General features: G+C 67.9%; 12 protein-coding genes. 8 read left to right on the top strand and 4 right to left on the bottom strand.

Annotation, left to right across the window (positions count from 1 at the left end; genetic code table 11):
* Window positions 1–255 precede the first annotated feature (255 nt).
* On the top strand, window positions 256–1,461 hold the full coding sequence (locus AC10V3_RS14445; protein ID WP_041681107.1) for an O-succinylhomoserine sulfhydrylase: 1,206 nt from the start codon (window positions 256–258) through the stop codon (window positions 1,459–1,461).
* Between the two features lie 17 nt (window positions 1,462–1,478).
* Here AC10V3_RS14445 and AC10V3_RS14440 read toward each other — a convergent pair whose 3' ends face one another.
* Entirely contained in the window at window positions 1,479–1,742 is a 264-nt protein-coding gene (locus AC10V3_RS14440) for a hypothetical protein (RefSeq protein ID WP_041681106.1), read from the bottom strand.
* A 56-nt stretch (window positions 1,743–1,798) separates the two neighbouring features.
* On the opposite strand from AC10V3_RS14440, the gene sugE reads away from it, so the two are divergent.
* The gene (sugE, locus tag AC10V3_RS14435; protein WP_022535962.1) at window positions 1,799–2,119 is read left to right on the top strand and encodes a quaternary ammonium compound efflux SMR transporter SugE; all 321 of its coding nucleotides are present in this window, start codon (window positions 1,799–1,801) and stop codon (window positions 2,117–2,119) included.
* 16 nt (window positions 2,120–2,135) lie between these two features.
* On the opposite strand, the gene AC10V3_RS14430 is transcribed toward sugE, so the two are convergent.
* The 3 genes from AC10V3_RS14430 to rpsU all read right to left on the bottom strand — a co-directional run bounded on the left by AC10V3_RS14430 (window position 2,136) and on the right by rpsU (window position 4,335).
* Window positions 2,136–3,005 carry an ABC transporter permease gene (locus AC10V3_RS14430; protein WP_022535961.1) on the bottom strand — a complete coding sequence of 290 codons (870 nt, stop codon included), beginning with the start codon at window positions 3,003–3,005 and terminating at the stop codon, window positions 2,136–2,138.
* 15 nt (window positions 3,006–3,020) lie between these two features.
* On the bottom strand, window positions 3,021–3,932 hold the full coding sequence (gene nodI / locus AC10V3_RS14425; RefSeq protein WP_022535960.1) for a nodulation factor ABC transporter ATP-binding protein NodI: 912 nt from the start codon (window positions 3,930–3,932) through the stop codon (window positions 3,021–3,023).
* Window positions 3,933–4,122: 190 nt separating this feature from the next.
* Window positions 4,123–4,335, bottom strand: a complete 213-nt coding sequence (gene rpsU / locus AC10V3_RS14420; RefSeq protein ID WP_010814647.1) for a 30S ribosomal protein S21 — start codon at window positions 4,333–4,335, stop codon at window positions 4,123–4,125.
* 448 nt (window positions 4,336–4,783) lie between these two features.
* Between rpsU and AC10V3_RS14415 the strand changes: the two genes are divergently transcribed.
* The 6 genes from AC10V3_RS14415 to AC10V3_RS14390 all read left to right on the top strand — a co-directional run bounded on the left by AC10V3_RS14415 (window position 4,784) and on the right by AC10V3_RS14390 (window position 12,342).
* Window positions 4,784–7,630, top strand: a complete 2,847-nt coding sequence (locus AC10V3_RS14415; RefSeq protein ID WP_349604148.1) for a DUF4118 domain-containing protein — start codon at window positions 4,784–4,786, stop codon at window positions 7,628–7,630.
* 30 nt (window positions 7,631–7,660) lie between these two features.
* Window positions 7,661–8,356, top strand: a complete 696-nt coding sequence (gene kdpE / locus AC10V3_RS14410; protein WP_349604151.1) for a two-component system response regulator KdpE — start codon at window positions 7,661–7,663, stop codon at window positions 8,354–8,356.
* 191 nt (window positions 8,357–8,547) lie between these two features.
* Complete coding sequence (locus AC10V3_RS14405; protein ID WP_022535957.1) at window positions 8,548–8,937, top strand: cupin domain-containing protein; 390 nt, start codon at window positions 8,548–8,550, stop codon at window positions 8,935–8,937.
* A 50-nt stretch (window positions 8,938–8,987) separates the two neighbouring features.
* A complete protein-coding gene (locus AC10V3_RS14400) occupies window positions 8,988–9,965 on the top strand; it encodes a Bug family tripartite tricarboxylate transporter substrate binding protein (protein ID WP_022535956.1) in 978 nt (325 codons plus the stop codon).
* Between the two features lie 37 nt (window positions 9,966–10,002).
* Entirely contained in the window at window positions 10,003–11,169 is a 1,167-nt protein-coding gene (locus tag AC10V3_RS14395; RefSeq protein ID WP_454752229.1) for an acyl-CoA dehydrogenase family protein, read from the top strand.
* A 12-nt stretch (window positions 11,170–11,181) separates the two neighbouring features.
* On the top strand, window positions 11,182–12,342 hold the full coding sequence (locus AC10V3_RS14390) for a CaiB/BaiF CoA transferase family protein (protein WP_349604155.1): 1,161 nt from the start codon (window positions 11,182–11,184) through the stop codon (window positions 12,340–12,342).
* Window positions 12,343–12,405 lie beyond the last annotated feature (63 nt).

Below are 12,405 nucleotides of genomic sequence, written 5' to 3'. Positions count from 1 at the left end.
GATAGTCAGCTTGCGGACGCGGGTCCAGCCCGAAACAGCTAAAGAGATGGCGGTCAGCAATGTTTGCCGATGCGCGCAGCCCTCAGGGTGCATGCGCAATGGGCCGACCACCCGCCACAGCCTGCCGAAGGCCTCCGCAGAACAGCAAGCCCGTCGATCCGACTACCCGATCGCACGGGCTTTTTTCATGGCCGGCCGCCACGCGGTTGCTGGTCGAAACCATTGCACTCGCGCGGGTACGACCGCGCCACCAGCATGAACGAACCGCTCAATCCCGAATCGCTCGGCATCGATACTCTCGGCGTGCGCGCCGGCACGCTGCGCAGCGAATTCATGGAGCATTCCGAGGCCATGTACCTGACCTCGAGCTTCTGCTTCAACAGCGCCGCCGAGGCCGCCGAACGCTTCGCCAACTCGGAAGAGGGCTTCACCTACTCGCGCTTCACCAACCCGACTGTGTCGATGTTCCAGTCGCGGCTGGCCGCGCTGGAAGGCGCGCAGGCCTGCATGGCCACGGCCTCGGGCATGAGCGCGATCCTGTCGGTGGTGCTGTCGTCGATGCAGGCGGGCGACCACCTGGTCAGCTCGCGCGCGATCTTCGGCTCGACCATGACGCTGTTCGGCAATATCTTCTCGAAGTTCGGCGTCGACACCACCTTCGTCGATCCGAGCGACCTGAACGCATGGCGCGCCGCGGTGCGTCCGAACACGAAGCTGTTCTTCCTGGAAACGCCGTCGAACCCGCTGACCGAAGTCGCCGACATCGCCGCCGTGGCCGATATCGCCCACGACGCGAACGCGCTGTTGGTGGTCGACAACTGCTTCTGTTCGCCGGCGCTGCAGCAGCCGATGAAATTCGGCGCCGACATCGTGGTGCATTCGGCCACCAAGCATATCGACGGCCAGGGCCGCGTGCTGGGCGGCGCGGTGCTGGGCTCGCACGACTTCATCATGGGCAAGGTGTTCCCGTTCGTGCGCACCGCGGGCCCGACGCTGTCGGCGTTCAACGCCTGGGTGCTGCTCAAGGGCCTGGAGACGCTGGCGATCCGCATGGAGCGCCATTCGGCCAGCGCGCTGGCGCTGGCGCAGTTCCTGGAATCGCATCCGGCAGTGGCGCGGGTGTTTCACCCGGCGCTGAAGTCGCACCCGCAGCACGAGATCGCCATGCGCCAGCAAAGCGGCGGCGGCGCGATCGTGTCGTTCGAGCTCAAGGGCGCCACGCCCGAGCAGCAGCGTGCCAATGCTTGGCGCGTGATCGACAACACCCGCGTGTGCTCGATCACCGGCAACCTGGGCGACACCCGCACCACCATCACGCACCCGTACACCACCACGCATGCGCGCGTGAGCCCGGAGGCCAAGGCGGCCGCGGGCGTGGGTGAAGGGCTGATCCGGCTGGCGGTGGGCCTGGAGTCGGTGGAGGACCTGAAGGCCGATCTGCTGCGCGGCCTAGGCGAGTGAGGGGGCGCTGACTTCCCTTATTGCGAGGGCTGCGCGGGCTCCGCGGGCTGCGAGGCCTGCGCGGGCTGGGGCGGCGGCGGGTCGTCGCCGCCGGCCACGGCTTTCACACCCGCTGCGGTCACGTCATAAGTGGTCGAGGCGACGCTGACCGCGGCGGAGCCCACGGTGGCTACCGTCGATACTGCGGCGCTGCCGACGGCCATGGTGGCGCCGACCACCATGCATCCGGACAGCATGGCAGTTGCCAACGCGGTTCCCAGCGCCAGGGCGATGCGCTGCAAGGTGGCGGGTTCTCCGCTATCGTTGCGCACGGAACGACGCAACGGGAAATTTCGATATGGCATGGACACTACTGGCCCTCGCGGGGCTGTTCGAGGTGGTGTGGGCCATCGGGCTCAAGTACGCCGACGGATTCACGCGGCTGGTGCCGAGCGTCATCACGCTCGCCGGCATGGCGATCAGCGTGGTACTGCTGGCGTTGGCATTGCGTCACATTCCGGTGGGCACCGGCTATGCGGTCTGGACCGGCATCGGTGCGGTCGGCACCGCGATCCTCGGCATCATACTCTTCAACGAGCCGGCCACTGCCGCGCGGCTCGGCTGCATCGGCCTGATCGTGTGCGGGATTGCCGGGCTCAGGCTGGTGGGCAGCGCCTGAGGCCGGCGGTTTTCATTCAGCGCAACAGGCGCCTGCGCAGCAGGATCAGCGAGGCGACCAGTGCCACCACCGCATAGGCGGCCAGCACGCCGACATGCAGGCCGACGTCGTCGAGCGGGCGGCCCAGCATCAGCGGCCGGATCAGCGCCACCGCATGCGACAGCGGCAGCATCTTGGTTGCCGCCTGCACACCTTCGGGCAGCTGCTCCAGCGGGAAGAACACGCCCGACAGCAGCAGCATCGGCGTCATCACCAGTGTCTGGTAGAACATGAAGAAGTCGTAGCTCGGCGCCAGCGCGGTGACGATCATCGCCAGCGCGGCAAAGGCGATGCCGGCCAGCACGATCACCGGCAGCGCCAGCAGCGCGCCCGGCATCTGCGCATAGCCGAGCGCGCCTGCCACCAGCATGATCGCCAGCCCGGACAGCACCGCCTTGCTGGCGGCCCAGAAAATCTCGCCCAGCACCACGTCGCCCAGCGTCAGCGGCGCGTGCATGATCGCCTCCCAGGTACGCTGCACGTGCATGCGCGAGAAGGCCGAGTACATCGACTCGAAGCTGGCCGACATCATCACGCTCGATGCGGTGGTGCCCGCGGCGAGGAAGGCGATATACGACACGCCGCTGACCTCGCCCACCATCAGCCCCAGCCCGAAGCCGAGGCCGAACAGGTAGATCATTGGGTCGGCCAGGTTGCCGATCATCGACGGGATGGCCAGCTTCTTCCACACCATGTAGTTGCGGTACCAGACCATCATCCAGTTGCGCAGGTTGCGCGGCAGCAGCGGCTGCGGATAGGTCTGGCGCACGCCTGTGGCCGCGGTGCCGCGTGCGGTCACGGGAGGGGCGCTATCGGAGGTATCCGCGCGGGGATCCTGTTCGCTCATGTCAGTGCCTCGGGTTCAGTCCCGCATCTCGCGGCCGGTCAGCTTGAGGAACACGTCCTCCAGGTTGGCCGGGCGGTGCAGGTAGCGCACGCCGCTCCTGCCGTGCAGCGCCGCCAGCAGCGGGGCGGGCTCGCGCACGTAGCAGAACAGCGTCTCGCCGCTCATTTCGGTGCGCTGCGCCAGCGGCGTCAGGCTGCCGCGCAGCGTGTCCAGTTCATCGCCATAGACTTCCACCACATCGCAGCCGATCTGGCTGTCGATCAGTTCGTGGGGCTTGCCTTCGGCAATCTTGCGGCCGCCGTCGATCACGCACAGGTAGTTGCACAGCCGTTCGGCCTCTTCCATGAAGTGCGTGGTCAGCAGGATGGTCTTGCCGCTGGCCATCAGCGACTTGAGCCGCTCCCAGATCAGGTGGCGCGCCTGCGGGTCCAGGCCGGTGGTGGGCTCGTCCATCACCAGCAGGTCGGGATCGTTGATCAGCGCGCGCGCCACGGTCAGGCGCCGGCGCATGCCGCCGGAGAGGTCGCGCACCTGGGCATCGGCACGGTTCTCCAGCCGGGCGAATTCCAGCAGCATCGGCACGCGCCGCTCGATCTCGGCCGACGACAGCCCGAAGTAGCGCCCGAAGATGCGCAGGTTCTCGATCACCGAGAAGTCCGGGTCGAGGTTGTCGAACTGCGGCACCACACCCACGCGCATGCGCGCCTGCGGCGCGCGCTCGGGGATGGGTTCGCCGCACAGCGTCAGCGTGCCGGCCATGGGCGTGGTCAGGCCCAGCAGCAGGCGCAGCGTGGTGGTCTTGCCGGCGCCGTTGGGGCCGAGCAGGCCGAAGCACTGGCCGCGAAACACCTGGAGATCGAGGTCGTCGACCACGACCGTGTCGCCGTATTGCTTGCGCACCTTGCGCAACTCGAGGATGGCAGTCAAGGCAGGGTCCCATCAGGGTCAAACAAGGCGCCACGAAGGCGCAATATCCGCCATTATGCCGGTCATCGGCGCAACGCTCAGGTGGCGCAGTGCAGCAAAAGCCGCGAAGGCAGGGGGAGGGGCACGCCCTGCGCGCGGGCATAAAAAAACCGCCAGCGAACTGGCGGTTTTTTTGCGAAGCTTGCCCGAATCAGTACATCTTCTTCGGCAGCATCTGCATGCGCAGGCGCTTGCGCAGGCGCGCTTCGGCGGCCTTCTTCTTGCGCTTGCGCTCGGTCGTCGGCTTCTCGTAAGCGGTACGGCTCTTGAGTTCAACGATCAGGCCAGTCTGCAGAATGGCGCGACGGAAGCGGCGCATTGCAACTTCAACGGGCTCACCGGGTTTCAAGACGATCTTAGTCAATTCAGTCCTTTAGGGGGTTGCCGCGGTAGCGGCTGGTTCACACGGGGGGAAACTGCGGTCGCCGGAGCGACTGGTATTGCACGCTGGGCTAGGCCCGGGTGCGCCCCCGCGAACCTGAAAGATGTGGACGTTTCAGTCCGTGCAGCCAGTGTCAGGGGTGATAGCGCCAGGTCCAAATACAACTGGAGCCTGACAGTACCGGTTTCCATGAATGCTATACGCCCGTAACTATGGCATGTATACGACGGCACTGTCAAGAATGCTGTGCAATGCGCAACTGCGGCTGGAGCGCGGTCGGGGCAAATAGTCGCCTTCAGGCCACATCGCTCGTATTCCCAAACGCCATACTGCCAGCGTGCCACGGCCAGCGTGACCAGTGTGCGGCGCCCGCCGCCTGCGTGGCACAATCTGGCTGCGCCCCTGCCGCCGCCAAGTAAGGGCGCTCACCATGCCTGAGCCGCGCCAATCCGATCACCGCCCCGACCCCGACCACCTGCTGCAGCGCATGCAGGCCGCCGGCGAGCGCGCCGCGCGCGGCAGGTTGCGCATTTACTTCGGCGCCTCGGCCGGGGTGGGCAAGACCTTCGCCATGCTGGCGGCGGCGCGCGCCCAGCGCGAGCAGGGCACCGACGTGGTGGTCGGCGTGGTTGAATGCCATGGCCGCGCCGAGACCGAGGCGCTGGCCGAAGGCATCGAGCGCGTGCCGCCGCGCAGCATCGCTTACCGCGGCCGCACGCTGCAGGAATTCGATCTCGACGCGGCACTCGCACGGCATCCCGCGCTGATCCTGGTGGATGAGCTGGCGCATAGCAACGCGCCCGGCCGCCGCCACCCCAAGCGCTGGCAGGACATCGGCGAGCTGCTGTCGGCCGGCATCGACGTCTGGACCACGATCAACGTCCAGCACCTCGACAGCCTCAACGAGGCGGTGGCCGGCATCACCGGCATCCGCGTGCGCGAGACTGTTCCGGATGCGGTCTTCGACGATGCCGACGAAGTGGTGCTGGTCGACCTCCCGGCCGACGAACTGCTGCGCCGGCTGCGCGAAGGGCGCGTGTACGTGCCCGAGCAGGCGCGCCACGCGGTGCACAACTTCTTCCGCAAAGGCAACCTGATCGCATTGCGCGAACTGGCGCTGCGCCGCACCGCCGACCGTGTCGACGACGACGTGCGCGCCTATCGGCAGGAAGCCTCGATCGAACCGGTCTGGCGCACGCGCGAAGCGGTGCTGGCCTGCATCGGCCATGGCAGCGATGCCGCGCAGGTGGTGCGCAGCGCGCGCCGGCTGGCGGGGCAGCTCGATTGCGATTGCCATGTGGTGACGGTGGCGGTGCCGCGGCTCGCGCCGGTGCCCGATGCGCAGCGCGAAGGGCTCGACGAGGCGATGCGGCTGGCCGAGGCACTGGGCGCGCGCACCGAGACGCTGGCCGGCAGCGATATGGTGGCCGCGGTGGCCGGCTATGTGCGACGGCACAACCTCACTAAAGTGGTGATCGGCCGCACGCCGGCGCGCTGGGCTGCCGACGATACCTCGGTGCTCGGACGCGGACGCACCCTGCTGGCGCGCGCGCTGGCGCCGTGGCTGGGCGCACGCGCCTGGCTGTTCGGGCGGACCAGCTCTGCCGATGCGCTCGCCAGCGCGTGTCCCGAAATCGATGTGATCCGCGTAGCGGCGGACAGCCGCCACCATGACGTGCCTGTCGAAGCGCGCGCGTTGCCGGGCGCCGAGCCGCCGCAGGACGAAGCCCGGCCCTCGCACCTGGCCGGCCTGCTGTGGGCCGTGGTCTGGTGTGCCGGCGCCACCGCGCTGTCGGCGCTGGCGCGGCCCTGGTTCGACCTGGTCAATATCGCCATGCTGTTCCTGCTGGCGGTGGCGGGCGTGGCGCTGCGGCACGGCCGCGCCGCCGGGGCGTTCGCATCGGTGCTGGCAGTCGGGTCCTTCGATTTCTTCTTCGTGCCGCCGAAGCTGTCGTTTGCCGTCAGCGACGTGCAGTACCTGGTGACCTTCCTGGTGATGCTGTCGGTCGGACTGGTGATCGGCCAGTTGACGGCCGGCCTGCGCGAGCAGGCCCAGGTCGCGGTGCAGCGCGAGACCGACGCGCGCACGCTGTACGAGCTGGCGCGCGAGCTGTCGGCGGCGCTGACCGACACGCAGATTGTCGCTATCGCCAGCCGCTTCCTGCGCGCGGCATTCGATGCGCGTGCGGCCTTCTTCCTGGTCGGCGCGGACGGCCGGCTGGGGCCGGGGGTCGTCGGTACCGAGGCGGCCGGCGCGGGGCAGAGCGATGCGATCGACCACGTGCTGGCGCAATGGGTGTTCGATCACGGCCAGCCCGCCGGCACCGGCACCGACACGCTACCCTCCGGCACGGTGCTGTACCTGCCGCTGAAGGCGCCGATGCAGGTGCGCGGCGTGCTGGCGGTGGAGCCGCACACCTGGCGCGCGTTTGCCGAGCCCACGCTGCGCCGGCAGGTCGACGTCTTCGCCACGCTGATCGCGATTGGGATCGAGCGGCTGCACTATGTCGAGGTCGCGCAGCAGGCGCTGCTGACGATGGAATCCGAGCGCCTGCGCAGCTCGCTGCTGGCCGCCGTCTCGCATGACCTGCGCACGCCGCTGACCAGCCTGATCGGCATGGCCGAGACCCTGCAGCGCGGCACGCCGCCGCTGTCAGCTGACATAGCGGATACCGTGGCCGCCATGCGCGACCAGGCGCGGCGCATGCATGCGATGGTCGCCAACCTGCTCGATATGGCGCGGCTGCAGGGCCGCAATGTGGCGCTGCGCAAGGAATGGCAATCGTTCGAGGAGCTGGCCGGCGCCGCGCTGGCGTCCTTGCACGATGCGCTCGCGCGCCACCGTGTGGTGGTCGCGGACCTGTCCGCACTGCCGTTGGTGGAATGCGACGGCGTGCTGATGGAACGCGTGCTGTGCAACCTGCTGGAGAATGCGGCCAAGTACACCGCGCCGGGCACCGAGATCCGCGTGCGCGGCGATGTCTCCGACGACACCGTGCACTTGGTGGTCGAGGACGAAGGCCCCGGCGTGCCGGCCGGCATGGCGCGGCAGGTGTTCGAGAAATTCACGCGCGGCGAGCGCGAATCCGCCACCGCCGGCGTTGGCCTGGGGCTGGCCGTGTGCGAGGCCATCGTGCACGCGCACGGCGGCAGCATCCGGGTCGAGCCGGTGCATCCGCAGGCGGAGAGCGGCAGCCCGGGCGCCCGTTTCGTGGTGACCCTGCCGCGCGGCAATCCCCCGGTGCTGGAGCCGGAACCCGCCGGCATGCCGGCCTGACCTCACAACCCTTCAAGGACCCGACAAGCAATGCCCTTCGAGTTCGCGCCCACGGTGCTGCTGGTGGAAGACGAGCCCCATATCCGCCGCTTCGTGCGCGCGGCGCTGCAGGACGAGGGCTGCACCGTGCATGAGGCCGAATCGCTGCAGCGCGGCCTGATCGAGGCCGGCACGCGCCAGCCCGACCTGGTGATCCTGGATCTCGGCCTGCCCGATGGCGACGGCGTATCGATGATCGGCGAGCTGCGCACCTGGGCCGAAGTGCCGGTGCTGGTGCTGTCTGCGCGCACCGACGAGTCCGAAAAAATCCGCGCGCTTGACGCCGGCGCCGACGACTACCTGACCAAGCCCTTCGGCGTGGGCGAACTGGTGGCGCGCCTGCGCGTGCTGCTGCGCCGGCATGCGCGCAGCGGGGCGCAAGGCAAGGCGCAGGTGGCGTTCGGCGAGATCGCCGTGGACCTGGCCAACCGGCAGGTCACGCGCGCGGGCGAGCCGGTGCACCTGACGCCAATCGAATACCGGCTGCTGGCTGTGCTGCTGGCGCATCGCGGCAAAGTCATGACCCACCGCGAGCTGCTGCGCGAGGTGTGGGGGCCGTCGCATGCCGAAAGCAGCCAGTACCTGCGCGTCTATATGGGCCACCTGCGCCACAAGCTGGAGGCGGATCCCGCGCGCCCGGCCTACCTGCTGACCGAGATCGGCGTGGGCTACCGCTTCGCCGGCTAGCCCAGGCATTACGCTCTGGGCACTTCTTTGCCGATCACGCCCCGCGTGAGGCCGGCGCTCGCCCTGCCATCCCTCCCGGTAAACCCGCAACGGCCCCGAAATCGTTTGACGGACTAATTCATATGTATAAACTGTTATTCATAAATATGAATTTATCGCCGTCCCATGGCGAACCCCGACAGGAGCACAGCGTGCAGGACAGTCCGGTTTATTTCATCTCGACCGACGAGGTCGAGGGCTACCACCCCGCCAACCATGTCGGCACGCTCAACCGCCGGCTGATCGGGCCCGAGACCGTAGGCTCGCGCCATCTCGAGGTGATCCACGGCACCATCGAGAAGGGCAAGGGCGCGCTGCCGCACGCGCATCCCGGCATCGAGCAGGTCTGCTACGTGCTGGAAGGCCGCGCCGTGGCCGAGGTAGGCGGCCAGCGCAAGGAACTGGGTCCGGGCGACTGCTGTTTCTTCCCGCCGGACGAGATGCACGTGTTCACGGTGGTCAGCGACGAACCGGCCAAGATTCTCGTCATCTATTCCCCACCATATGAGGAATCCCCCGAGCGCGTGATACGGCCCGCCTGAGATGCGGCCGGCCACGGCAAGGGTTCATATAACTACAGGAGACAACAATCGTGAAGTCCATCAAGAACGCCTTTGCCAGCCTGGTGCTCGGGTGCACCGCCGCGCTGGCGCCGCTGGCTGCCACGGCTGCCGACGAATTCCCGTCCAAGCCGCTGCGCCTGGTGGTCCCGTTCGCCGCCGGCAGCGGCACCGACGCCGTTGCGCGCCTGACCGCCAAGTCCCTGGGCGAGTCGCTGCATCAGCCGGTGGTGGTGGACAACAAGCCCGGCGCCAACGGCACCATTGCCGCCGAGTTCGTGGCCAAGGCCCCGGCCGACGGCTACACGCTGTTCATGACCACCAACACCACGCACTCGGCCAACCCCTCGCTGATGAAGCAGCTTCGCTATGACCCGGTCAAGGATTTCACGCCGGTCTCGCGCATGGGCAACCTGCCGTTCATGCTGGTGGTCAATCCGCAACTGCCGGTGAAGACGCTGCGCGAATTCATCGACTACGCCAAGGCGCACCCGGGCATGAGCTACGCCAGCGGCAACAGCACCGGCATCGTCGCCGGCGCCACGCTGTCGAAGATGGCCGGACTGAAGATGCTGCACGTGCCGTACAAGAGCACGCCACCGGCCATGACCGACGTGATGGGCGGCCAAGTGCAGGCGATGTTCGTCGACTTCGCCGCCGGCATCGCCAACGTGCGTGCCGGCAAGCTGCGCGCGCTGGCCGTGACCACGGCGCAGCGCAGCGCGCTGCTGCCCGACCTGCCGCCCGTAGCCAGCGCAACCGAGCTCAAGGGATTCGATATCACCTCCTGGAACGGCGTGTTTGCCCCGGCCGGCGTGCCCGCGCCGGTGGTGGAGCGGCTCAACCGCGAGCTGGTCGCCATTGCCACCAGCAAGCAGCATGCGGCGCAGTTCCACGCGCTGGGCTTCGAGCCGTTCGGCAGCACACCGGCGGAGCTCAGCCAGTTTGTCGTGGCCGAGCTGCAGAAGTGGTCGCGCCTGGTGAAGGACGCGGGCATCCAGCCGGAATGAGCGCGCAACTGACAACCAGACTCCACAGGTAACGCATATGAATTTCGATCTCTCCGAAGACCAGGCATCGATCGTCGAGGCCGTGCAGCAGGTCTGCACGCAGTTCGACATGGAGTACTGGGACCGGCTCGACAAGTCCGCCACCTACCCGCACGAGTTCTACAAGACGCTGTGCGAAGGCGGCTGGCTGGGCGTGGCGATGCCCGAGGCGTTCGGCGGCGCCGGGCTGGGCATCCTCGAGGCGGCGCTGGTGATGCAGACCATCTCGCAGTCGGGCGCGGGCATGACCGGCGCGTCAGCGGTGCATATGAACGTGTTCGGCCTGAACCCGGTGGTGGTGTTCGGCACCGACGAGCAGAAGGGCCGCTTCCTGCCGCCGCTGATTGCCGGCAAGGAGAAGGCCTGCTTCGGCGTGACCGAGCCCGACGCGGGCCTGGACACGACCAAGCTCAAGACCTTTGCGCGCAAGGTGCCGGGCGGCTATTCGGTGAGCGGGCGCAAGATCTGGATCTCGACCGCGCAGGTGGCCGACCGCATGCTGCTGCTGGCGCGCACCACGCCGCTGGAGTCGGTGAAGAAATCGACCGAAGGGCTGTCGCTGTTCTACACCAAAGTCGACCGCAGCAAGATCGAGATCCGCGAGATCGACAAGATGGGCCGCGCCGCCGTCGATACCAACATGCTGTTTATCGACGACCTGTTTATCCCGGAGGAAGACCGCATCGGGGAAGAGGGCAAGGGCTTCGAGTACATCCTGCACGGATTGAATCCGGAGCGCATCCTGATCGCCGCCGAGGCCATCGGGCTGGGCCGAGCGGCGCTGGCGATCGCCACGCAGTACGCCAAGGAGCGGGTGGTGTTCGGCCGCCCGATCGGCATGAACCAGGGCGTGCAGCATCCGCTGGCGCAGGCCTGGATGCAGCTGGAATCGGCCAACCTGATGATGCTCAAGGCGGCCGCGCGCTATGACGCCGGCCAGTCCTGCGGCGCCGAAGCCAATGCGGCCAAGTACCTCGCCGCCGAGGCCGGCCACAATGCCTGCCAGACCGCGATCCTGACGCTGGGCGGCATGGGCTATTCGCGCGAGTACCGCGTGGAGCGGCTGCTGCGCGAGTCGTATATCCCGCGCATCGCGCCGGTCAGCCCGCAGCTCATCATGTGCTTCATTGCCGAGCGCGTGCTGGGTTTGCCCAAGTCGTACTGAACGGGAGCGACGATGCCAGACGAACAAGCGCAGGTTCCCGCCGCCACTGGTCCGCTGGCCGGCATCCGCGTGATCGACATGACCTCGGTCGCGATGGGGCCGTATGCGACCCAGATCCTCGGCGACATGGGCGCCGAAGTCATCAAGGTCGAACCGCCCGCCGGCGACGTGTTCCGGCATGCCGAGCCGGCGCGGCACGCCGCGATGGGCGCCAGCTTCCTGAACCTGAACCGCAACAAGCAGTTCATCGTGATGGACGTGAAGCAGCCGGAAGACCTGGCCGCGTTGAAGGCGTTGATCGCCACGGCCGATGTCTTTGTCTCCAACGTGCGGCCGCAATCGCTGCGCAAGCTCGGGCTGGACTATGCCTCGCTGCGCGCGGACCATCCGCGGCTGATCTACTGCGGCGCTTACGGCTATTCGGAGGAGGGCCCCTACGCGGGCGCGCCGGCGTTCGACGACATCATCCAGGCGCGCAGCGGCATGGCGCAGTTCCAGGGCGCCAATTCAAACGAGGGGCCGCAGTACGTCAACACCATCCTGGCCGACAAGGTGGCCGGGCTGACCGTGGCCTACGCGATCCCGATGGCGCTGTACGAGCGCGAGCGCTCCGGCCAGGGCCAGGCCATCGAGGTGCCGATGTTCGAGACGCTGGTGTCCTTCCTCGCCACCGAGCAACTGGCCGGGCAGACCTTCATCCCGCCGCTGGGGGCGGCCGGCTATCCCCGCGTGATGTCGGCGCACCGCAAGCCTTACCGCACGCGCGACGGCCATATCGCACTGCTGCCTTATACCAGCGCGCAATGGCTGCGCTTCTTCGATGTCTCGGGCCATGCGCAACTGGCGCGCGACCCGCGCTATGCCACGCCGGCCGCGCGCAGCGCCAATATCGATGCGCTCTACGCCACCCTGGCCGAGATCGTCGCGCAACGCACCACCGCGGAGTGGCTGGACCTGCTGCGCGATGCCGATATCCCGCACAGCGAAGTGCCGCACTTCGACAGCCTGGCCGATGACCCGCACCTGCGCGCCACCGGCATGATGTTCGAGTATGACCACCCGAGCGAAGGCCGGCTGCGCGGCGTGGGGATCCCTACGCGCTTCTCGCGCACGCCGGGCAATATCCGCCGCTGGCCGCAGGCCTTGCCGCAAGCCGAAGACGGGGACGGCTGACCCGCCTTGCCGAACGGCGCCGCCGCGTACAATCCCGGCCAACGGATACTGAAGTCGAGGAAG

The organism is Cupriavidus sp. PB-02, assembly GCF_058252315.1.
The sequence above is the reverse complement of the archived record's forward strand: the minus strand, read 5'-3'. Positions and strand labels throughout refer to the sequence as shown.

Excerpts from the sequence above, each read along its gene's own strand:
- AC10V3_RS14430 (WP_022535961.1), bottom strand. The coding sequence starts at position 3,005 with ATGAGCGAACAGGATCCCCGCGCGGATACCTCCGATAGCGCCCCTCCC.
- AC10V3_RS14395 (WP_454752229.1), top strand. The coding sequence starts at position 10,003 with ATGAATTTCGATCTCTCCGAAGACCAGGCATCGATCGTCGAGGCCGTG.
- AC10V3_RS14390 (WP_349604155.1), top strand. The coding sequence starts at position 11,182 with ATGCCAGACGAACAAGCGCAGGTTCCCGCCGCCACTGGTCCGCTGGCC.
- sugE (WP_022535962.1), top strand. The coding sequence starts at position 1,799 with ATGGCATGGACACTACTGGCCCTCGCGGGGCTGTTCGAGGTGGTGTGG.
- AC10V3_RS14445 (WP_041681107.1), top strand. The coding sequence starts at position 256 with ATGAACGAACCGCTCAATCCCGAATCGCTCGGCATCGATACTCTCGGC.
- AC10V3_RS14415 (WP_349604148.1), top strand. The coding sequence starts at position 4,784 with ATGCCTGAGCCGCGCCAATCCGATCACCGCCCCGACCCCGACCACCTG.
- kdpE (WP_349604151.1), top strand. The coding sequence starts at position 7,661 with ATGCCCTTCGAGTTCGCGCCCACGGTGCTGCTGGTGGAAGACGAGCCC.